The 23,045-nt window shown below is 59.0% G+C and carries 16 protein-coding genes; 10 read left to right on the forward strand and 6 right to left on the reverse strand.

All coding sequences use genetic code 11. The annotated features are described in order from the left end of the window. Positions 1-10: 10 nt before the first annotated feature. Complete coding sequence (locus tag AAE514_RS16615) at positions 11-1,870, reverse strand: lytic polysaccharide monooxygenase (RefSeq protein ID WP_347332684.1); 1,860 nt, start codon at positions 1,868-1,870, stop codon at positions 11-13. Positions 1,871-2,625: 755 nt separating this feature from the next. Here AAE514_RS16615 and AAE514_RS16620 point away from each other — a divergent pair. The 6 genes from AAE514_RS16620 (at position 2,626) to AAE514_RS16645 (ending at position 9,291) form a co-directional block, all read left to right on the forward strand. Further along, a complete protein-coding gene (locus AAE514_RS16620) occupies positions 2,626-3,216 on the forward strand; it encodes a uracil-DNA glycosylase family protein (protein WP_347332685.1) in 591 nt (196 codons plus the stop codon). A 162-nt stretch (positions 3,217-3,378) separates the two neighbouring features. Next, positions 3,379-5,259, forward strand: a complete 1,881-nt coding sequence (locus AAE514_RS16625; RefSeq protein ID WP_347332686.1) for an extracellular solute-binding protein — start codon at positions 3,379-3,381, stop codon at positions 5,257-5,259. Between the two features lie 26 nt (positions 5,260-5,285). Further along, positions 5,286-6,356, forward strand: coding sequence for a microcin C ABC transporter permease YejB (locus AAE514_RS16630; protein WP_347332687.1), 1,071 nt, complete (start codon positions 5,286-5,288; stop codon positions 6,354-6,356). A gap of 14 nt (positions 6,357-6,370) precedes the next feature. Beyond that, positions 6,371-7,393: an ABC transporter permease gene (locus AAE514_RS16635; RefSeq protein WP_347332688.1), complete on the forward strand. Its 1,023-nt coding sequence runs from the start codon at positions 6,371-6,373 to the stop codon at positions 7,391-7,393. Positions 7,394-7,395: 2 nt separating this feature from the next. Next, positions 7,396-9,009: an ABC transporter ATP-binding protein gene (locus AAE514_RS16640; RefSeq protein WP_347332689.1), complete on the forward strand. Its 1,614-nt coding sequence runs from the start codon at positions 7,396-7,398 to the stop codon at positions 9,007-9,009. Between the two features lie 90 nt (positions 9,010-9,099). Further along, positions 9,100-9,291, forward strand: coding sequence for a CPXCG motif-containing cysteine-rich protein (locus AAE514_RS16645; RefSeq protein WP_347332690.1), 192 nt, complete (start codon positions 9,100-9,102; stop codon positions 9,289-9,291). Between the two features lie 365 nt (positions 9,292-9,656). Here the strand turns inward: AAE514_RS16645 and AAE514_RS16650 are convergent, their stop codons facing one another. The 5 genes from AAE514_RS16650 to AAE514_RS16670 form a co-directional block, all read right to left on the reverse strand. Beyond that, positions 9,657-10,421: a slipin family protein gene (locus AAE514_RS16650; protein WP_347332691.1), complete on the reverse strand. Its 765-nt coding sequence runs from the start codon at positions 10,419-10,421 to the stop codon at positions 9,657-9,659. 60 nt (positions 10,422-10,481) lie between these two features. Then, entirely contained in the window at positions 10,482-11,927 is a 1,446-nt protein-coding gene (locus tag AAE514_RS16655; protein WP_347332692.1) for an NfeD family protein, read from the reverse strand. 215 nt (positions 11,928-12,142) lie between these two features. Then, a complete protein-coding gene (locus tag AAE514_RS16660) occupies positions 12,143-13,729 on the reverse strand; it encodes a hypothetical protein (RefSeq protein WP_347332693.1) in 1,587 nt (528 codons plus the stop codon). 27 nt (positions 13,730-13,756) lie between these two features. Continuing rightward, positions 13,757-16,255 (reverse strand): LamG domain-containing protein, encoded by a 2,499-nt coding sequence (locus AAE514_RS16665; RefSeq protein WP_347332694.1) that lies wholly within the window; start codon positions 16,253-16,255, stop codon positions 13,757-13,759. A 2-nt stretch (positions 16,256-16,257) separates the two neighbouring features. Next, positions 16,258-17,487, reverse strand: coding sequence for a hypothetical protein (locus AAE514_RS16670; RefSeq protein ID WP_347332695.1), 1,230 nt, complete (start codon positions 17,485-17,487; stop codon positions 16,258-16,260). A gap of 507 nt (positions 17,488-17,994) precedes the next feature. Here AAE514_RS16670 and AAE514_RS16675 point away from each other — a divergent pair. The 4 genes from AAE514_RS16675 (at position 17,995) to AAE514_RS16690 (ending at position 23,025) form a co-directional block, all read left to right on the forward strand. Beyond that, on the forward strand, positions 17,995-20,805 hold the full coding sequence (locus AAE514_RS16675; RefSeq protein ID WP_347332696.1) for an HzsA-related protein: 2,811 nt from the start codon (positions 17,995-17,997) through the stop codon (positions 20,803-20,805). Positions 20,806-21,116: 311 nt separating this feature from the next. Further along, on the forward strand, positions 21,117-21,911 hold the full coding sequence (locus tag AAE514_RS16680) for an SH3 domain-containing protein (protein WP_347332697.1): 795 nt from the start codon (positions 21,117-21,119) through the stop codon (positions 21,909-21,911). After that, positions 21,881-22,522, forward strand: a complete 642-nt coding sequence (locus tag AAE514_RS16685) for an outer membrane beta-barrel domain-containing protein (RefSeq protein ID WP_347332698.1) — start codon at positions 21,881-21,883, stop codon at positions 22,520-22,522. Before AAE514_RS16680 ends, AAE514_RS16685 begins: the two co-directional genes overlap by 31 nt. A gap of 23 nt (positions 22,523-22,545) precedes the next feature. Then, complete coding sequence (locus AAE514_RS16690) at positions 22,546-23,025, forward strand: TlpA family protein disulfide reductase (protein ID WP_347332699.1); 480 nt, start codon at positions 22,546-22,548, stop codon at positions 23,023-23,025. Positions 23,026-23,045 lie beyond the last annotated feature (20 nt).

Here is a 23,045-nt window from a genome sequence, read left to right on the forward strand (position 1 = left end):
TAACAACGTCTTAGTTACAAACGCTGCCAGTTACTTCAGGTACTTCGCTAGAACCGGAACCTTGGAAACCGAACTCAACGGACGCACCCGGCTGGATGCTACCGTTCCAGCCCATGTCGCTGGCGGTATAAGGACCGGAGCCAGACACTTCCGCGTTCCAGCTGTTGGTGACTTGGGTATCACCGCTGTAATCCCAAGAAACATTCCAGCCGTCAATCGCGGTGGAACCATCGTTGGTGATTACGATCGATGCGGTGAAACCGCCGCCCCACTCGTTCTCGATCACGTACTCGCAGTTACCACCACCGGCAGGTGCACTGGAAGAGGCAACAGAGCTAGCAACGCTGGAAGCAACCGAGCTGCTCTCGGAGGAACCACCACCTACGATGCCGTAGGGATCGGGCTGAGCGCTGCAGGTTTCTGCGCCTACACAGCTTTCGCCACCTTCAAAGCCCCAACCGGAGTTCTGGTTATCACACAGCGGAGTGAGTGTGCCGTACCAGTCGCACTGCTGACCACCGGTGTTCGGCTCAGAGCTGGAAGAGCTTGAGGAGCTGGAACCACCTTGCTCATCAATTTCCAGGTAAGCGGCGGTGTAATTAGAGGGCACCTGCGCGAATACGCGGTTTTCCGTTGCGCTGTTAACCGGCTCAACGTCACCATCGTCATTCAACACGCCGACGCGAACATCGGTATTTTCGCTGTTCACTTCGTTGGCGAGCGCATAGGCCCATGCATTACCCGTAGTGGTATCACTGGTAATAACCATCGCGTCGCTGGGCAGATAAACGTCAGCGCCGTCGTTGGTCACCAGCCGCAGCTGCACTTCATCACCTTCGGCCAGGTTTTCGGCTTGGTTGGTCAACGGTCCGACCGCTTCCCAGCTGGCGCCGGTAGACGGTATGTGAGTAAAGGTGAAGTCAGCATTATCGCTGCCGTCACTGTTGCTCACTTGCAAGCGCACTGTTACGTCATTTTCGACGTCAGTTTCCGCCAGGGTCAGAGTGGTGCTCGGCCCGCTAGTGCCACTGAGGTTATAGGTGGCGTCATCACCGGGCTCTACGCTCCAGTTATAGCTAAGGTTGCTGCCCTGAGAATTGGCGGCGCTCAGCTCAATGGTACCGGCACCGGCGAATACGCTGTTGCCCGGGTTGGCATTGATGCTTGCGACAACCGGATCAGGTCCGCCATTGCCACCACCAAATTCCACATCGATACAGCTGTGGAACCGCTCGTAAGTGAAGTAGTTACGACCCCACTCGGCATAGATCACGTGGCGACCCGAGCGCTCGGGGACGTTACAAGTGGTATGGAACAGAGAGGCCCCTTTCTCCGGGTCAATGTTCGGACTTGCACTGGGGTTGCTGTCGTCGTAACCGGTCAGGTCACAGAAGGGCTCGCTTTCGAAATCGTCCCAGCTCAGAGGCTCACCCACCTGGTAGTCGAAACCCGGCTTGGTGATGTAGTAAACAAACTCTTCGGTGTCATCGAAGTGAGGACCCCAGGAAATATCCCAGGTGAAGGTCTGCTGACCGGCACTGATCTGGTTGGTGGGCCAGTCAATGGGCTTATCCCAAGGAGTGGCGCCGCCGTCCCAGGTTTCACTGTCAAAGCCACAAACGTTGTTGGGCAGCGGCGTTACGCCTTTGCGGCCCACATCGTGAGTGAGAATGCTCATGAACTGGTAGCCGCCGTTGAAGTCGTCTTCAAACGCTTGGGCACAGGCGCTGCCGGGTTCAGTTTGGTCCGGCTTGGTAAGCGCACCACAGAACCAGGCGCGTGAAGCCGGCTCGGATACCAACCCGTGCCCCACAGCACTGGCTGATAGCGCTAAGGCCATTGAACCGAATAACACTTTTTGATACCGCATACATTATCCCTCTTATTTTCTAATTGAGCGAATTCGCTCGTTCATAAAACACGCTTATTTTCACCCGCTCGCGTAAACTCACAAGCGGCGAAAACCGAGGCGTATCGGGCTCATCTATCGCCAGCGTGACTACGCCACTCCAGGGCCTACGGCTGACGATGTTTCGATCGTGCGAAAAGCGCGACCGACTCCTTTAATCGATTCGTTGTGAATGGAGGGCTAGATTTCGAAGAACGCTTATTGCGTTTTTGAATGTGACATTGGTGCCTTTATTTCGACTATTATTATAGATACCGCGATAATTAAACATCTCGAAAACTAGCACAAATCATCTCATTCACGCACGCCTTTGTTAGACGCATTCTTCCTAACCAGAGCCTTCTCATGGTCCAAATCAAAATAACCCCATTGGGAAAAACGATAATTCCGCCATTTCCCGGCGAGGCTATCTATTCAACGTCACCGTTGTCGGGTTGCATAGCTTCCAGACTTTTGGGCAAAAAAGATATGAAACCGACCACATCTCTGACAGTGGGTGGCCGACATTTCAACATTAAGACATCTGATTCAACATCAGCCCTTATAGGCGCGACTTCCCACGCCACTTTCCCATTAAACCTACCCCCGAAACGGTAACCACACCGGCACTTATTCAATTTACACTTGACGACGGAAAGTAAGCTGGGCTGAGACGGTCAACTTTCTCTACAATCCCACCTTCAACGTTCCGACTTGTTGGGAGATGAGCCACCCTTATGACGCCAACCGATGACTGGCGCTCGCTACTGAACGATGTGCGCCAATGCACGCTCTGCGCCGAACACCTGCCCTTAGGTCCGAGGCCGGTGCTTCAGTTCCATCCCTCCGCACGGATTCTGGTGGCCGCCCAGGCACCCGGCAAACGAGTCCATGAAACCGGCCTTCCCTTCAACGACCCCAGCGGCGACCGACTGCGAGACTGGATGGGTATTGATCGGGACACCTTTTACGACCCGAGGCAATTGGCCATCATTCCCATGGGCTTCTGTTACCCAGGCACCGGGCGCTCCGGGGATATGCCCCCCAGGCCCGAGTGCGCCCAAACCTGGCACCACCACCTGCTGGCGCGGCTGCCCAACCTGGAGCTGACGCTGGTGATTGGCCAGTACGCCCATGCCTACCATCTGGGGAAGATCCGTGGCACTCTGACTCAAAGAGTGGCCAACTGGCGGAATTATTGGCCAGAGAAGCTGCCCATGCCCCACCCCAGCCCCAGAAACAACTTATGGTTGCGGCGCAATCCGTGGTTTGAGGAGGAGGTGGTGCCTACGCTCAAGGGGCGTGTCTCCGATATACTGGGGCGATGAAATGGAGCTGAAATGTAGAATTTTGCGCCGATTTGTCTTAGCCTTGAAGCCTATTGCCTGCAAGGGTCTCTGGATAGACATCGGAAAAGGAGATGAACCCACGTTATGCGTGGTGTATCCGATAGTCCGGCCTACTGTGAATGTCAATTGAGAGAAACCACCATGCTGATGAGTCGTCTGAACAAACATCACACCGCCAAACCGCTGCTTTTTATGCTCGCTGGGCTGTTACTTTCCAGCACGGCACTTGCTGATCCACTGGAGCCCGAGTCAGCCACGGAGACTACCGAAGAGAATTCGGTCAACATTATCAAGAGCCACAGCTTCGCGGGAATCGGTGATCCAAAATATCCCGCAGACTTCGAGCATTTTGACTATGTCAATCCAGAAGCTCCCAAGGGCGGTGAGTTGCGGCGAGCGACCATTGGTACCTACGACAGTTTCAATCGTTACGCTTCCCGAGGCAGTTCTGCTATCGACAGCGGGGACCTATACGACCCATTGATGATTGGAAGCCTCGATGAAATCGACGTTTACTACCCCCTAATTGCCGAGGAAATTGAGTATCCCGCGAATCATATGTGGGTGATTTTCCACATCAACCCTCAGGCGAAGGATCAGTCCGGGAAGGCAATTACTGCTGAGGATGTGAAGTTCACGTTCAACAAGTTCATGACCGAGGGCGTTCCCCAGTTCCGTGCTTCGTACAGCAATGTGAAGGACGTGGAAGTACTCGATTCACACCGCGTCAAATTCAGCTTTGAAAAGCCTGCTCGGGATGACATCGCCAGTTTGGTGAGCCTGTCGATTCTGCCCAAACACTATTGGAAAGAACGGGACTTTTCCGAGCCGCTGAGCGAACCCCCCGTAGGCACTGGACCCTACGTGATCACCGAGTACAAGATGGGACAGAGCGTTACCTACAAGCGCAACCCGGACTACTGGGCCAAGGACCTACCCAGCCGCCTTGGCACATTGAACTTCGACATTCTCCGCTACGACTATTATCGAGATACAAACGTCGCACTGGAAGCCTTCAAGGCGGGCCAGTACGACCTGCGTATCGAAAGCGAAGCGAAGAAGTGGGAGGAGGATTACGACATTGACGCGGTAAAGGAAGGTCGCATCGTCCGTGAGGAGCTCAAGCACAGCGAGCCTCAACCCATGAGCGCCTACGTCTTCAACACCCAGCGGGAGATATTCAAGGATCGCCGAGTGCGGCATGCCCTGAACTACGCTCTAGACTTCCAATGGATGAACAGCAACCTTTTCTACAGCCAGTACGAACGAAACCTGAGCTACTTTCAGAATACGGAGTACATGGCCGAAGGCAGCCCTTCCGAGGATGAGCTCGAGATTCTGACCCCCATTAAAGACAAGCTGCCCAAGGAGGTCTTTGGAGAAGTATGGCGCCCCAACGAAACTGACGGCAGTGGCAACATACGCGGTGCCCTGCGCAAAGCCATGGCCTTGCTGAGAGACGCCGGTTGGGAGCTCAAAGACGGCAAGATGGCGCATGGCGAGACTGGCAAACCTTTCGAGTTCGAGATCATCTACTACAGCCCCTCCAGCGAACGGGCCCTGCAACCTTTGAAGCGCAACCTGGAACGGTTGGGCATTACCATGAACCTGCGAATGCTCGATACCAGCCAGTTCATCAACCGAGTTCGCTCCGGTGACTACGACATGGTGGACCGTGGCTATCAGGCAAATCCCTACCCTCATCGTAACATGCCCATTATCTGGCACTCCGACTATATTGAGTCCTCCTGGAACCAAGCTCGCGTACAGGACCCGGTGATTGACCAACTGGTAACCGATATCGTAGCGCATCAACAGCAGCCCGAAGAGTTGCTGGCCTACGGGAGGGCATTTGACAGAGTGGCGCTGTGGAACTTTTATGTGATTCCGAAATGGCACTCCGACCACTACCGAGTGGCACACTGGGACAAGTTCGATCGACCTGAGACCCGCCCTGACTACGACCTGGGCATAGAGACCTGGTGGTATGACAAAGACAAAGCGCAAGCGCTGAAGCAATAGCCAAATAGCCTACCGGGAGAAGCGCTGTGTCGAGCTACATCATTCGTCGCTTGTTGCTCGTAGTACCCACACTGCTGGCGATTATTACGCTGAATTTTTTTATCATTCAAGCTGCCCCCGGCGGCCCGGTCGAGCAGGCCATCGCTCGGTCCTTGGATATCAGCAACGCCGATATGCAGCGCGTAGGTGCGGGCGAAGCCGGAGAGACTCAGGCCGGCTCGGGCGGCCGCGCCGGGCGTGGCCTCGACCCGGAAGTGATCGCCGAAATCGAGCGTCAGTTCGGCTTTGACAAGCCTCTGTGGGAGCGCTACATCATTATGCTCAAAGACTATCTCGTCTTTGACTTTGGCGACAGCCTGTTCCGCGCCCGCTCAGTGATTGACCTCATCATTGAACGTCTTCCCGTCTCCATATCGCTGGGGCTCTGGAGCACTCTGCTCATCTATACGATCTCAATTCCCCTGGGCATTCGAAAGGCGGTTCGTCACCATTCGACGTTTGATGTCTGGACCAGCTGGGTGGTGGTGATCGGCAACGCGATCCCCAGTTTTCTATTCGCCATTCTGCTGATTATCCTGTTCGCCGGGGGCTCCTACTTTAACTGGTTCCCTCTGCGCGGCCTGGTATCACAGAACTTCGACGAGCTACTTTGGTACCAGAAAATACTCGACTACTTCTGGCACATGGCCCTGCCGGTTCTGGCCATGACCATCGGCGGGTTCGCCAGCCTGACCATGTTGACCAAGAACTCGTTTCTGGATGAGATCAATAAGCAGTATGTGATGACGGCGAAGGCAAAGGGAGCTACCGAAAAGCGGGTGCTCTACAAACACGTTTTTCGCAACGCCATGCTGATTGTTATCGCCGGTTTTCCCGCAACGTTTATCAGCCTGTTCTTCGCCGGCTCGCTGCTGATTGAAGTGATTTTCTCACTGGATGGTCTCGGCCTTCTGGGGTTTGAATCCACGCTCCAGCGGGATTATCCGGTGATGTTCGGCACCCTGTACATTTTCGGCCTGCTCGGTCTGCTGATTGGCATTATCAGCGACCTGGCGTACACCTGGGTCGACCCACGCATTGACTTTGAATCCCGGTAGGTTTCCGATTGGCCATGACCTTAAGCCCACTGAACCGAGAACGTTGGCACCGATTCCGCAACAACCGTCGCGGCTACTGGAGCCTGTGGCTGTTTCTGGGACTGTTCGCGATAAGCCTTCTGTCGGACTTTATCGCCAATGAGAAACCGCTACTGGTCAGTTACGAGGACTCGCTCTATTTTCCGCTTTGGGAGGACTACACCGAGCTTGAATTTGGTGGTGATTTCGCCGTGGCGGCGGACTACCGGGACCCCTACATTGCCGAGCTCATTCAAGAACAGGGGTGGATGCTCTGGCCCCCGATTCCATTCAGCTACCGCACGATTAATTACGACCTGCCCACTCCGGCCCCAAGCCCGCCCTCTAGCGAGAACTGGTTAGGAACGGACGATCAGGGCCGGGATGTGCTTGCCCGGCTATTGTACGGCTTCCGGATTTCGGTGGTTTTCGGTTTGGTGCTGACCGTACTGACTTCCATCATCGGCATCGCGGCGGGGGCCGTTCAGGGGTTTTACGGGGGCAAAATCGACCTGTTCGGCCAGCGGCTCCTGGAGGTCTGGTCCAGCGTGCCCACATTGTTTGTATTGATTATTATCGCCAGTTTTGTGCCGCCGAGCTTCTGGACTTTGCTGGTTATCCTCTTGCTGTTTGGTTGGATGGCACTGGTCGGCGTGGTACGGGCGGAATTCCTTCGGGCACGCAACTTCGACTATGTGCTGGCGGCCCGCGCGCTGGGTGTTTCAGACCGGGCGCTGATGTTCCGCCACCTGCTACCGAACGCCATGGTGGCCACAGTGACTTTCCTGCCGTTTATTATGGTGGGCTCAATTACCAGCTTAACCGCTCTGGATTTTCTCGGCTTTGGTTTGCCGCCGGGCTCCCCCTCGCTGGGCGAAATGGTGAGCCAGGGCAAGAACAATTTGCATGCACCCTGGATCGGTATTTCGGTATTTATCGTGCTGTCACTGCTTTTGACGCTTCTGGTATTCGTCGGGGAAGCCGCCCGCGATGCCCTGGACCCAAACCGGACCCGCTAGTCATGACTGAACCGTTACTGGCCATCGAACAACTGTCTGTTCAGTTTCGCACCGGAGACGACTACAAGACCGTGGTCTCAGGTGTCGATTTGGCGATCAACAAGGGCGAAACACTCGCGCTGGTGGGGGAGAGCGGCTCCGGCAAGTCCGTCACCGCGCAATCCATTCTTCGGCTGCTGCCAGAACACAACGTCCGATACCCACGGGGAGCCGTCCAGTTTCAGGGGCAGAACCTACTCGCACTCTCCGAAGACGGATTAAGGCGGGTTCGCGGGGCCAAAATCAGCATGATTTTTCAGGAGCCGATGACCAGCCTGAACCCGTTGCATTCCATTGAGAAACAGCTGGCGGAGGCGGTGTTGCTGCACAAAGGCCTCCCCCGCAAGGAGGCCCGCCCGACGGTGCTGCACTGGCTGAAACGGGTGGGGCTGCGCGATGCCGAGAAACGCCTGAATGCCCTCCCTCACCAGCTCAGCGGGGGCGAGCGCCAGCGGGTAATGATCGCCATGGCCCTGATCAACGAGCCCGACCTGCTCATCGCCGACGAACCCACCACCGCTCTGGATGTCACCATCCAGGCGCAGGTGCTGGCGCTGATTGAGGACTTGCAGCGCGAGCTGAACATGGCCGTGTTGTTTATCACTCACGACTTGGCCGTCGTGCGCCGCCTCGCCGACCGGGTGGCCATTATGCGCTCGGGCGAAATCGTGGAAACCGGGGTTACCGACACGGTCTTTCAGTCGCCCCAACACGAGTACACTCGCCGCCTGCTCGATGCCGAGCCCGAGGGCGCTCCGGACCCCGTGCCTACCGATGCCCCCACGTTGTTGCGGGCCGAGCGGATGCGCATCTGGTTCCCCATGACACGGGGGATTTTTAAACGGGTGTACGACCACGTCAAAGCGGTGGACGACATTACCCTCACACTGCGGCGGGGGGAAACCCTGGGCATTGTGGGGGAGAGTGGCTCCGGTAAAACCACCCTTTCCCGAGCGCTGCTGCGGCTGATTTCGAGCGAGGGTCACATTTGGCTGCGGGACGAAAACGAACGGTTCGACCTGAACACCCTCGACCACAAAGCCATGGGCCCCTTGCGGCAAAAGCTGCAGATTATTTTTCAGGACCCTTACGGCAGCCTGAGCCCACGAATGTCGGTCAGCCAGATTATCGCCGAGGGGCTACGGGTTCATACTAAAATGGATGCCCGGGCGCTGGACCGCGCCGTGGTCGAGGCGATGGAGGCGGTCCACCTGGATCCGGCCACCCGCCACCGCTACCCCGGCGAGTTCTCCGGCGGCCAGCGCCAGCGAATCGCCATCGCTCGGGCCCTTATTCTGGACCCGATGTTGCTTATTCTGGACGAGCCCACCTCGGCACTGGATCGCTCGGTTCAGAAGGACATCATTGAGCTGCTACGCCGCCTGCAACGGGAACGCCAGCTAAGCTATCTGTTCGTAAGTCACGATTTAAGCGTGGTGCGGGCCCTAAGCCACCGGGTGATGATCATGAAGGACGGCAAGGTGGTGGAGTCGGGGGAGGCCCAGACGATTTTCGATCATCCTTCGGAGGAGTACACCCGTCAGTTGATGGCGGCGATCCCTTCGTTGGCTCGGTAGCCGTTGCCCTACCCGTAGGGCCGTAGGGAACGGCGCCCACCGCTGGTCGTCTAATGAGAATACCGCAATTCGCGGCTTTGGGAGGGTGCTATGGCCGATTTGGTTGAGAAGAAGATTTTGTGTCCTTACTGTGGCGAGCCCCTTGGGCTGCTGGTGGATACGTCGTTGCCTGAGCAGTCTTATGTGGAGGATTGTCAGGTCTGTTGTCAGCCCATTTTATTGGATGTGGTTGTTGATGAGACCGAGGCGGTTGAGGTCTATGCGCGGCAGGAAAATGAGTAGCTGAGGTGGTTGTGTGGCCGTCCGGGTCGGATTGGGGTGTGGTTATGGGAGACCCGCCGTAAACCCATCCATGGGGGCTTCTCATCGGCATCCATGCCTCAGAGAGTCTCCCATAACCACACCCCAATCCGACCCTCAGTGCCAAGCATTAACCTTTGGAGGGGAGTGGCGGATGCGCTTGGCGCTTATCCGCCCTACATTTAGCTACGAGCCAATTCGATGGCACTGAGGTGAGGAGCGGCTAGTACCCTATGGAGACTCTCTGAGGCATGGATGCCGATGAGAAGCCTACAGGGACGTATTCACGGCGGGTCTCCATAGGGTACTAGCCGCTCCTCACCGGAACGACCTGAAGCCCGCAGTCATTAAGAGTTCTTGGACTTAAACTGATCCATGATGCTGCCGATCATATCCACTGGGAGGGGGAATACGATGGTGGAATTTTTCTCGCCGGCGATATCAATCAAGGTCTGCAAATAACGCAGCGTCATCGCATTCGGATTCTTCGACAACTCCTCGGCCGCGTCCGTTAACTTCGCCGCCGCCTGGGATTCACCTTCAGCGTGAATCACCTTCGCGCGCCGGGAGCGTTCCGCCTCCGCCTGGCGGGCGATGGCGCGGATCATGCTCTCATCAATGTCCACATGCTTGATCTCGACATTGCTGACCTTGATGCCCCAATTGTCAGAACTCTGATCCAGAATCCCCTGAATATCCTGATTCAACTTATCCCGCTCCGCCAGCATCTCATCCAGCTCGTGTTTACCCAGCACCGAGCGCAGCGTCGTCTGCGCCAGCTGGCTCACCGCCTCGTAATAATGCTCCACATTAATAATCGCCTTCTGCGGGTCCATCACCCGAAAATACACGACCGCATTCACTTTCACCGAGACGTTATCCCGGCTGATCACATCCTGACTGGGCACATCCATCACGATGGTGCGAAGGTCCACCTTCTCCATCGTTTGGATAAACGGAATAATGATCACCAGACCAGGCCCCTTCACCGACTGGAAGCGGCCCAGAATGAACACCACACCCCGCTCGTATTCGCGCAAAATGCGAATGGCATAAGCGAGCAGAAGAACGACAAACGTTGCCAATAAACCAAAAAAATATTCAACCATCATCGGGAGCACTCCCTCTTCAGTGATTTAAAAACGGTTAACGAAATACGGTTTTTAGAAAACTTACGACTTGCCACGGACTTTTAAATGCAGCCCGTTCTGGTCCACCACCTGAACTTGATCGCCAGGGGTTAGCGTTTGTTCGCTGGTCACATCCCAAAACTCCCCGTCAATTCGTACTTTTCCAGAGTGGCCCGAGGCCTGGGCTATTTCCGCCTCCCGGCCGACCATGGCACGGGCAGCGTCTTGGCGGGGCATGCGCAAGCTTCGGCCCACCATGGTGACGATGCCCAATACAACCAACGAGCCGACGGCCGCTACAGCTCCAACAATTTCATAGGAGACTTCCATGCCCGGCACGTCGGTATCCACCAGCATGATGGAGCCAAACACCAGAGCCACCACGCCGCCAATACCCAGCACCCCGAAGCTGGGAATAAAGGCCTCGGCTAAAATCAGACAACCCCCCAAGAAAATCAGGGCGAGCCCGGCGTAGTTCACCGGTAATACCTGCAAGGCGTAGAGCCCCAGCAGCAGACAAATCACGCCCACAACCCCCGGCACCATGGCCCCCGGGTTGTAGCCCTCAAGAATCAAGCCGTAGACCCCGATCAGCAGCAGAATGGAGGCCACTTGCGGGTTGGTGACAATACTGAGCAACTCGTTGCGCCAGTCGGGCGCATAGCTGCGGATCGGCAGGTCCGCCGTGGCGAGCGTCACCGTCCCGCTTTCGAGCTCGACTTCCCTGCCATCCAGTTGAGCCAGCAAGTCTTCGCGGTTCTCGGCCACCACATCGATCACGTTCTGCTCTAACGCGTCCGTGGCCGTCAGGCTGACCGCTTCGCGCACGGCTTTTTCCGCCCAGTCGGCGTTGCGCCCGTAACGTTCCGCCAGGCCTCGAATAAAGGCCACGGCATCGTTGATGACTTTGCGCTCCATGGTGGAACCGGGCTGCGGGGCGCCCTCACCACTGTCCCCGCCCTGCGATTGCTCGGCGTCCTCGCCCTCGGCGCCTGAGCCGCCATTCTCACCCGTGGGCTTTTGCGGTTCCCCGCCGGGCGTGGGCAGGCCGCCCATCTGCACCGGGGTGGCCGCCCCCAGGCTGGTGGAGGGCGTCATGGCTGCTACGTGGCTGCCATAGAGAATATAGGTACCCGCGCTGGCGGCACGGGCGCCGGCGGGGTGAACGTAGGTAATAACGGGAAGCGGGGAGGCCAGCAGGCCCTTGATAATGTCGCGCGTGGCGGCGTCGAGCCCGCCCGGGGTGTCCATGCGAAGCAGCACGGCATGAGCGCCGTTCTCGTTGGCTTCCTCAATGGAGCGCAGCAGGTAATCCTTGGTGGCGGGGCCAATGGGCCCGTCGATCGTTATCTCGGCGACATGGGGCCCCTCTGGCACCGCTTCTTCCGAAGCCTGCGCCTGTACTGAGCCCGCCCAGAATAGAAACATCAGCCCCAGGCCAAACGCCAAGAGGCCATCGCCCAACAATCCGTCGCACAGTCGTTTCATAGAAGAAAACCTCCATGGAGGAGATTAGCAGAGTTTTAACACACTCTACACCTTACGACGGAGGAGGGAAGAAAGGATCACGGGAACTTTGATTCAAAACAAAGGAGTGGAGAAGTAAGGTATACGGCGCGGTAAGCGAAGCGCACTCGTCGTACCCGCTACTTGGCGACGGCGGGTGGCGGGTGCGCTTCGCTTACCGCGCTCTACGGAAGGCTTTAGGTCGGTTGGTCGATGGTGCCGTTGCAGATGGGCTGGAAGCCGGTCAGCCGGTCCATCATGGTGCTGTTGCCCAGGCCGTGGCGCTCGAACTTCTGTTCGAACCGGGACTGCTCGCCATGCAACGCCATGTAGTTGAGCACCACCGTTTCCACCAGCAGGTTGACGTTGTTGGCCGCCGGGGTGGAGGCGGTTTCCACATCACCGCTGGGGCGCATGTAGCCGATTTGCTGATGCGTGGCGGTACCACTACCGGTGTCCATTAACTGGGGCCGGCCGGTGGGGTTGTACACCAGGAAGAAGGAGGCGGCGGTCTGTTGGTTGTCCCCGGTCCAAACGCCCTTGCCCCGACCTTCGGGCGAGTCGTCAATCATGCCGTTACTGAACACCGAACCGTCACTGAACACGTAAATCATGATGGGCACGTTCTTGCGCGCGGCGTACTCCAAGCAGGCGCCGATGCAGCGCCCGGCGCGCAGGTCGCGGATTTCGCCCGTGGCGCGGTCGCCGGTGTGGTAGTCGTAGCCGCCCATGGTGACCGTGCCGGCCCCCGCGCGGCCTTCCACCACCAGCTTCATCACCGAGGCGGTCTTGCGGAACTCCCGGTCGCTGTCGAATTCTTCATCGGAAAATACGCCGTTGGGCCCGACAATATCATCGTCCCTCTCCGGGTCAATGGAGGCGGGGTCTCCAAAGCGGGCCGCCAAATCGGCACTTTTCACATAGCCGCAGCTCAGCAGCTCTTTGAGCTGCTCATCCTGAGAGGTGTCAAAACTCAGGTTGTTAAGCCGCTCCCGGCTCATTCGGGTCATGGACTCCATCACCCGCACGGTGTCTTCCTGACTGAGCAGGTTCACCAAGTCACCGGTGTCCACTAGGCCGGTCACATCGCTGGGCTGGTCCACTTTGGTGGGCCGGGCCTCGGGGTTGATGAGCGAGGCCGGGGCCATGGAGTTGCCGCCAGAGTCGTTGGCCCGGGAGCCAACCAACGCCAGCAGCTCGCCATTGGCGCCGGCGCGGTTGATCCCGTACATGGGGTTGTGGGGATTATTGCCAGTGTCGTTTTCCGAGCGGGCGGGAATCACACAACCATTGACCTGCCCCGAACGGCCGCTGGCCTTCTCCAGAATGCCGGCGAGCATTTGGCTGTCGCTGTGAAAGGCCAGCCCCAGGTCGGTGTTAACGAAGTCGTCAGTGGAGGAGGAGGGCGTCATGTCCCCCGGTAGCCCCTGTTTGTTGTAACCGGCGGTGCTGAGAAAATCCATCTGGCCACCCGGACCACCCACAAGCACATTGGAGCCGGCCATATTGGCGCCGCCTGCCAGATCAAAACAGATAAACGGAATTTTGCCCGCTCCGCTGCTGGCGATACCGCAGGCCTGACGCAGCTCCTCAATATCGTTACTCAGGCTTACTTCCTGCGCCAAAGCGGAGTTCACCACTAGGCCACTCAGGGCACCGCCGACAATGGTACCGGCGCCGGCCTTGAAACCGTGGGCAATCAGCTCCCGCCGGGTCATGGGGCGGTGATGCCCTTCCAGCAGCAGGGGCGCATCCGGATGCAGTGGCGTTTTGCGTAGTTTCATAAGACTCTGCCTATTTCCAAATCCGGTTTATTGCAACAGCGTCAGGACGCTGCCCAGGGTGGCCGCACAGGTGGCGGTAACGATGCGGTTGGCTCGTTGCACATCACCGCCGCCCCCTGCCATGGTATCGATCAGACCATTGAGCTCGGTGCGCAAGGCGTCGGGGTCGGCCTGACTGTCCAAGGGCTGCCCGTCGATTTCCGCCGCCAGCAAGTGCCGCAGCAAAGGCTCAATGACCGCGCTGCGCCCGTCGGAATCAAACGCGGCCGCGACGTCGACATTAAAGTTGAAGCCCGCAAAGTACTCGCTGCGTCGGCTGGTATCGGAGACCAAAGCGGAGCAGTAAGCGACCGCCAGTTGGGTCACCCCCATCTGATGGGCGGCGACAAAGCCACTCACTTGGGGCTCGATGGGCATCTGTTGGCGGACTTTCTGGTAGGTCTCCGCCACCGCCGCGTGGGTTTTGGGCACGGTCGTAGCGGCGGACAGGGTCGCGTTGATCGCCGCGAAGGAGCGCAAGCCCATGGTGGGCTGATCCTCAATCGTCGCGGGTTCAGCCGGCGTTGGAGGCTCGGCTTCGACACGCACAAACTCGTGCTCGCCCAACCGATCAAACGTTAGGAAGAATTGGTCGCTCGCCGGGCCCTGTTGCAACTCGATGACCGCGCCCTGGCCCGAGAGCGTCTGCCGGCCATCGACCATCGCCTCGGTGCTCAGCTCGGTATCCAGTGCGGCAAACACCTGGCCGGTTGGGGATTCGCGGCCGTTGACGCCGATGCGAATGCCCTCCACCGGAGTCGGAGGCACGCTGGCCTCCCCGTCCAGCGTGAGAAAGAAAGGCTCGGCAAACAGGTAGCCGTAGTCGTCAAACTGCTGAACCTCAAAACTGATGTAGGCCCCTTCCACGTCGATAAGGTGGGAGATGTTAAACAGCAGAAAGTAACGCGCGCCCACGCCCACATCGAAGTTGGCACTGATCGCCTCCGCGCTTAATGCCCGGTTGTGAATGGCCAGAAAGCGAATGCTGCCGCTCCACGCATACTCGGACCCGGACACCTCATTGCCCAGTACCAGAGCGAAGGTTTCGCTCCACTCTTCCATGGCCGCGCCCGCCAGCGGATCGGCGTCACCGGTGAACTCGCCATTTACAAAGATCTGACGGCCGTCCACCGGGTCAAAGGTCACCACTACGTGCTGCAAGGTGGCCTGGAGGCGCTCGTCGGCATCATTGGTGGACAGGGCGGGCAGACCGTTAACGTCGGTCTCGCTGCTGCGGTTCAGGAAGTCGTAGTTGTACAGCGTCTGGCCCAGGGTAAAGTTGCGAACATCATTGCTGCCGGAGTAGCTGACAATGCGGGCGGTGTCGGCTCCGCCGTCGCCCTGGGTGACGTTGTCTGGAATAACCCACGCCTCGATGCTGTATTCGCCGGTGGCGGTGAGCAGCTCATGGAGTTTGCGGCTGCCGTTGGTGGCGGCCTGGGCCTTGCCATCCGCGCCGCTGCTGTTGAGCCGAATGCCCCAGGAGCTCATCCACTCGACGTCCCCGCTCAAGTTCAGGTTGGCCGCGGGTTCAACGCCGCTGGTGTCGTAGGCAATGGAGTCTTTACCGGTTTTGAACTCGTACTTGGCGATAATGTGGCTGTCCACCCGGCCGCCATTGCTGGCGACAATGCCATCGCCCAGACCCAGTGCTCGACTAACGACAAGATCGGGGTCGATTTCGGTCACCGGAATGCTGTCGGCGAAGTCGGCAATGGCCTGAGCCATGGCATCGGCATCGGCCTGACAGTCATCACTCCAGCAGTTGTGCCCTTCGCTCGCAAGCCGTTGCACCAAGCGGGATTCGGCGGGCGCATCCAGGCGCATACGGGTACGGGCGGCCTCGTAGGCGATATCCAGCGAGGGGCTGCCCAGGTAAGGCTGTTGAGCGGTCGGGGCGCTGCGGGTATGACACTCGCTGCAATAGTCTCGCAGAAACGGATAAACCGTGGAGGAAAACTCCCCCGGCTCCGAGGGCATGATTTTGCTGCTGCCCACGTCCTGGTCGTTCGGCGCTTCAAACACCACCCGATTGACCACCGCCCCGGACGCGCTGGCCCAGCTTTCGATGTAGCCGGCAATAATATCGGCACAGGCATCGGCGCTGGCCTGCCAGCAGTTGTGGCCCTCGGCCACCTTGGTCACCATTCGCGAGCTGGCGGGGCTGGCGAGGTCCACCACGGTGTTCGCTTGCGAGTAGGCCAGGTTAATATCGTCGGCACGGACAAAGGTCGGCTCCTGCCCGCCGGTGCCGTGGCAGCTGCCGCAGCGGTTTTCCGTGGCAAGCGGATCCCAGACGGCGAGCTTGAACTGCTGCACATCGTCGGTTTGCGGCGCCGGGCCGGTGTAGTTCACCGTGGGCACATCCTCGTTCGGATCGACGTTTTTCTGGACACCGGAGCCGCTGTCGGAACCGCAGGCCGAGAGCAGCATGACGGCCGCGAGCGTCGCAAAGGAGGCAAAGAGGGAACGGCGAAGATAAGTCATGCTTATTCCCCCTTACAGTGGTCGGCGGTGGCAATAAAGGCTTCACGCAGGTCATAACCGTTGGATGCCAGTGTATCGGTCGCGCTTTCTATCAACTGGTGGTCAGCCGCACTGCCGGGCTGACGCAGGCAAACCTGCTCAAACACCTTTTCCACCTGGCAACTGGCGAAGGCATCGCTGTGAGCCAGTTCCCGGCCCATGCTTTTGGCCCCTTCGCCACTGCCGGGCAGGGCGTTGCTCCACCCCAGGACGCGGTTGTTGCCCTTGCGCCAGTAATTGTCCCAGCCGTCATCCATGGTGACGTAGCCATAGCGAAAAGTGTTGGCGTTAATATGGTATTTGGGCACCACGCGGGTGCCGGTTTCGGGCTCCACCTCGCCTTCGCGGTTGTAGGTGATCCGGCCGTCCTCCCCGGTGGGGTCGGCTTCGGCGTCGTACTCCCAGTTGTAGTAGGCGTAGGCCTGGGCGAGCGGGTCCATGCCGTTGTGGCAGCCCATGCAGTTGTTCAGGAAAACCCGACTGTCACCGCCGGGGCTGCGGCTCACGTCCTGACGGATGCGGTCGGGAACCAGACTGGTGTCGTGCACCTGCTCGAGGTCCCGGCACAGGTGGTTGAGCAGGGTGAAGCGAAACATGGCCCGGTTGGTGCCGGCGTAAAAGAAGGCGCGGGCGGCGGCGCGGCTGGTCATAATGCCGGCGGTGGCCTCGGCGGGCAGGCCGGTAACCTCGGACTGGGTGTGCTTGACCAGGGTGTCCGGGTCACCCAGAGGCAGCCCCCGCTCTTCCAGGGCTTCGTAGTGGTTGTTGTTGTCGTTGGCGTAGGCGGGCAGGCCGCTACCCTCGCCCACGTAGAGGATGTTGTCGTAGAGCAGTCCGCGAATGTCTTCTCCGTCGCGCACCATGCCAATGAAGGTGGCGGTGTAGTCGTTCAAGGGGGCGAAGACGTTCATGTCCCGGTTGGTCCAGGGGGTGGCCATGTTTTTGAGGGTGACGCTGTAGAAGCCTTCGTTGTTCATGGCCATTTCCACGGCGGCGTCGGTGTCGCCGTTGTCGATGTGTTGGGCCATGTCGAGCAGGACGGTTTCGCTGGGCGGCACGCCGGCGATGCGGTTGTGGATTTGCAGGGCCTGTTCGCGTGACCCTGCCTGGGCGGCGAGGCTGGTGACACTGATTAGCAGTGCGCACAGGCCCAGACGCGCGGCTTTCGCCGTGGATGGGTGGGTGTTGATCACGGTTGCTCCCCAAGGCCAAGGCTTGCCTCTAGTGCGGCCGGGGAGGGCAGAGGCAAGGTGGTGGCGGTTGCGTGTTTAATAATGTCGCGCTTTTGTCTCATTATAGGGGTGAAGGAGGTCACTTCCTGTGCTTGTATAGCCAGTATTTTTGTTAAGTGCGTCACAAATAGGGCATTCGATGCCGCTTTTTGGCGCCAGACCCCATTCATTCGGGTGGGAAAGCGTCGATAATGACTTTCTATTTGGTTGAGGAACCTCCAGGCCCTTGTAGCGGTAGCTTAACGGACGGCCGGCAGTAAGGTGGTACCCATCAAGACACGCTGCAAGTACATCCCTGTACGCTCGCAACCGCGAATCCCGCGCTCTACGGTCTTGATGGGTACCACCTTACTGCCGCCCTCGGCACGTTGTAGCGACCCAAACACCACACCATAATTGGGCCGGCGGAACCCTTACTTGCGGGAACCGGATTAATAACGACATAACACTCTTCAAGAGATAAATTTCATGTCATTCACCGTCCTTCGCCACCTTTTACTTCCCCTGTCTCTCGCTCTGGCGCTTATCGCCTGCGGCGGTGGCGTGGGCGATCCCGTTCAGGGGGAGACCGGTGGGGATCAGGAGGCGGATCCGGTGGTGGTGGATTTTCCGCTGGCGTATGTGGTGCGGCCGGTGCCTCGGGATGAGGATTCCATGGCGATTCTGCCGGAGGTGTTGACGGACCCGGCGGAGTTTCGGCCCGGGGCGCGTTTGGTTTTTCAGGATCGGGCGACGGCGACGGCCGGGCGACGGGTGTTGACCGCTGAGTTGTTTGAGGAGGGGGCGCTGTACGATGTGAAGGATTTGTCGGTACACCCGGATGGGGATCGCTTTCTGTTTGCGCTGCGGGCTCCGGAGATTGAGGATGCGGATGACGATGAGCAGCCGACCTGGAATATCTGGGAGTACAGTCTAGAGACGGAGGCGCTTCGGCGGGTGATTCCCTCGGATTTAAGCGCTGAGGCCGGGGAGGATGTGAGCCCTCACTACCTTCCTGATGACCGTATAGTCTTTACTTCCACCCGCCAGACCCGAAGCCGGGCGGTGTTGCTGGACGATGGCAAGCCGCAGTTTGCCGCGCAGACGGAGAACGACAATCAGGCGGCGCTGGTGCTGCACGTTATGGACGGTGACGGGCGCAATATCGAGCAGGTGAGTTATAACCAGAGTCACGATTTGCAGCCGTTGGTAAGGGATGACGGCCGGATTTTGTTTTCTCGGTGGGACGGCTTCGGGCGGGGGCGGATTAGCCTGTACCGGTTGAACCCTGACGGCACCACGCTGGCCCCCGAATATGGCTATCACAGCCTTTCCGGTGATGACACGCCGGCGCTGTTTTCACCCCAGTTGATGCGGGACGGGCAGTTGCTGGCTATCGCCAAGCCTCGGGAGGATCTGCTGGGGGGCGATTTGGTGAAGGTGGATATCACCGCCTTCGTGGAGGCGGAGCAAACGATTGAAGGGGACGACGGCGGCCCCGCGCAAACGTCTTTGGCCGAGCAGCCCATTCCCCTGAATGGTGACCTCTCCCGCGCCGGGCTGTACCACAGCGCTTATCCCATGCAGGACGGTAGTGAGCGCTTACTGGTGAGCTGGAGCCCCTGCCGCCTGTCACTGCCCGAGGAAGAGCGCCTGGTGCCCTGCACCGACGACTGGCTGGCCACCGATGGCACTGAGCCAGCGCCGCCAGTGTTCGGTTTGTGGGTGTTCGACCCTCAGGGCCCGACCCAACAGCCGGTGGTGCTGGCCGAGGAAGACCAGATGGTGACCGAACCGGTGGCCCTGGAGCCCCGCCCCCGCCCGGGCTTTCAGGAACCGGTGGTGCCCGACGCGGACTGGGTGAATGAAGGCGTGGGCGTGCTGCACATTCAAAACGTGTACGACCTGGACGGCACTTTGACCGAGGAGGTGGACACGCTGATGGACCCGGCCCAAACCAACGCCGAGGACCGGCCGGCCCGATTCCTGCGCCTGATCAAGGCCGTGTCCCGCCCGGACAACAACACCCTGAACGACCAGGACGACGAGGTATTCGGCAACCGCTTTAACGCCAACCGAGGTCTGCGGGAAATTCTGGGCTACGTGCCCATCGAACCCGACGGCTCGGTAATGACCAAAGTCCCCGCCGATGTGGCGTTCAGCTTTGACGTGGTGGATGAGGAAGGCACCCGGATCATGCCCCAACACCGCAACTGGCTGCAGTTGCGCCCGGGGGAGCAACGCCAGTGCGCCGGCTGCCATACCGGCAACAGCCAGGTTCCCCACGGTCACCCGGACCGAGGGCCGGCCCCCGCCTATAGCGGCGCGGAGACCACCGGCCAACCCTTCCCCAATACCCTGCGAACCGATGCGTTCGGCACGCCGGTTTTCCCGGAAATGGGCGAGACCATGGCCCAGTTTGATGCCCGTATCGCGGTGGAGTGCAGCAACCCCGACGACCCCGGCACCTGCACCGAGCGCGGACCACGGGAGCCGAACGTCAATATCCACTACGTTGATGTCTGGACCGATCCGGCCGTGCGCGCTCCCGATGCAGCACATCAGCGCCTCTACAGCGCCCTGGCCGCCGATCGCTACCGGGAGTACGTCAACGGCGACAACGCCGACGAAGGCCTGACCGTTTCACCCACTTACCCTCCAACCACCGAGGGCTGTCTGACCCAGTGGACTCCTCAGTGCCGGATCATCATCAATTACGAGAACCATATCCAACCGCTGTGGGATCGGACCCGGCTGCTCACCGAAAACAACGAGGAGGGTGCGGCGGAGCTGGTCCTGGACGGCCTGGGCGAGCCCATTGATCACACCTGTATCGGCTGCCACACCCGCTTCGGGCCGGACAACGAGCCGCAGCTCCCGGCGGGCCAATTGGAGCTGGTGAGTGATGCGGCCGGTGGCGGCGAGATGGTGTCTTACGAGGAGCTTCTGAACCGGGACAATGAGGTCACGATTGTGGACGGCGCGGTGGTGGATCTTTTGGTGGAGACCGGTGAGTTCCAGACCGATGAAGAGGGAGAGTTGGTGTTGGATGAGAACGGCGAGCCCATTCCGATTCTGGCGCCGGTGCCGGTGCAGGCGCCTCTCTCTCGCGGCGGGGCGGCGGCCAGTGCGGCGTTCTTCGCCCGCTTTACTCAGGAAAACGACCTGAGCGCTCCCGGAACCGTAGACCACCGTGCTATGCTCAACCCCGATGAACTCCGACTCCTGCGGGAATGGCTCGATACCGGCGCCCGCTATTACAACAATCAATTCGATCGGGCGCGACAGGACGAAGAATGAGGGACTTGGTTTCTTTGTTGTCTAGGTTTTTACCCTTTGATGCGGCGTCTGCTCCGGTCAGGGGAGAGGTGTACCCCTCCAGGACACGCCATGAATACATCCCTGTAGGCTCGCAACCGCGAATCCCGCGCTCTACGGTCCTGGAGGGGTACACCTCTCCCCTGACCTCCTCACTCTGTAGTAACCAAGAGTGCCAACCTCACCCAAATTTCTGGAGGGGGAAGAGCTCACTACGTAGCACCGAGGCCCGCAGTGGGGTAAGCCCTTCCAAGACCGTAGAGCGCGGGATTCGCGGTTGCGAGCGTCCAGGGATGGACTTGCAGCGTGTCTTGGAAGGGCTTACCCCACTGCGGGCCGGACTCTCCGCAACAAAAAAACTCGCCACCTCCCTCACCATTATTTTTCTGACCCTGTTTGGAGTTTGCGCTCAGGCCGACGACCCCAAAGTCACCGTCGCCAACACCTTTATCGACGTGCACACAGGCCCCGGTCGTGGTTACCCCGTTTTTTATATCATCGAAAAAGACGAAAAAATTACCCTAGAAAAACGCCGCACCGACTGGATCAAAATCACCACAAGGCGGGGCAAAAGCGGCTGGATACACATCGACAACCTCGCACACACCCAAGATGGTAGCGGCCAGGCCCCCGACATCACCGCCGCCACCCAAGACGACTACCTCGAGCGGCGCTGGGAAATCGGCTTCGCCACCGGCGACTTCGACGGCGCCGACGCCCTCAGCCTCAACGCCGGCTTTCGTTTTACCGAACACCTGACCGCCGACCTGCGCCTGTCGCAAAACACCGGCCAGTTTTCCGACAGCCAGATACTCAGCGTCGGCCTTATGCACCAGCCCTTTCCCGAATGGCCAGTGTCCCCCTACTTTCGGCTCGGCACCGGACAGATCAACATCGAGCCCAGTGCCACCCTCGTCGAAGCCGAAGACCGGGAAGATAACCTGTTTCAAACCAGCCTCGGCACCTATGTGTATCTGACCCGGCGTTTTTTCCTGCGCATCGACGCCACCCATCACCAGATACTCACCAGCCGTGATACCAACGAAGAGGTCACCGAATGGCAAATCGGTTTCAACGTCTACTTCTAGGGCTCGCCCTGGCCGGTAGCGCCCCGCTCGCCCTCGCCCAGGACGACGGTCCCCTCGGGGATATTGTCGGCCCGGACGAAGAGCGCCGGACCATCAGTGAGCGGGATCTCGATACCGAGAACTTCGAGTTCGGTGTGTTCTACGGCCTGATGAGCGTCGAGGACTTCGGCAGCAACGATGTCGCCGGGGCCAGCCTTAGTTACCACGTCAGTGAGGACTTTTTCCTGCAGGCCAACTACGGCGTGACCGAGACTCGGGAAACCAGCTATGAATTGCTCAGCGGCGCGGTGGAGCTGCTGACCGAGGACCAGCGGGAGTACACTTACTACAATTTATCCCTGGGCTACAATTTCCTGCCCGGGCAGATTTATCTAACTAAAAACTGGAGTTTTAACACCAGCGCCTATGTGATCGGTGGGGCCGGCAATACCGAGTTCGCCGGGCAGGAGTACTTCACCTACAATCTGGGCGCCGGCTTTAAACTCTATGCCACTGATTGGTTGGCGTTCGACCTGGGCATGCGCGGCCATGTATTTACCCACGAGCTCTTCGGTCGGGAAGTGGAAGTGAATAACCTTGAGGCGCGTCTGGGCGTCTCGGTCTTTTTCTAGTGCTGATGCAAGAGGGCAACCCCATGAAACTGGTTCGTATCCTGTTACTCGCCACCCTTGGTTTTACTGCCATGGCGGCTCACGCCGAAAAGGCGCCGGACTTCACCCTGAAAAGCGAAAGCGGGGAAAACATCCGGCTTGAAGAGCAGCGCGGCAAAGTGGTGATGATCAACTTCTGGGCCTCCTGGTGCGCCCCGTGTCGCAAGGAAATGCCGCTGTTGGACGAGCTGTACGACCGCTACAAAGACGCCGGCTTTACGCTCTTCGGGGTCAACGTCGAGCAGGACCCGGAAGCGGCGAAAAAATTCCTGGAAAACGTCGGCGTCTCCTTCCCGATTCTGTACGACCCGGAAAGCGACGTGAGCCGCACCTACCAGGTGAGCGCCATGCCCACCACCGTGATGGTGGACCGGGACGGTGAAGTCCGCTACGTCAACCGGGGCTACAAAGAAGGCGACGAAGAAAAATACCGCAAACAGATTCGGGAACTGATTCGGGAATGAAACCATTACGCTACAGCCTG

Origin of the sequence: Marinimicrobium locisalis, assembly GCF_039822625.1 — a bacterium.
GTDB lineage: Bacteria > Pseudomonadota > Gammaproteobacteria > Pseudomonadales > Cellvibrionaceae > Marinimicrobium > Marinimicrobium locisalis.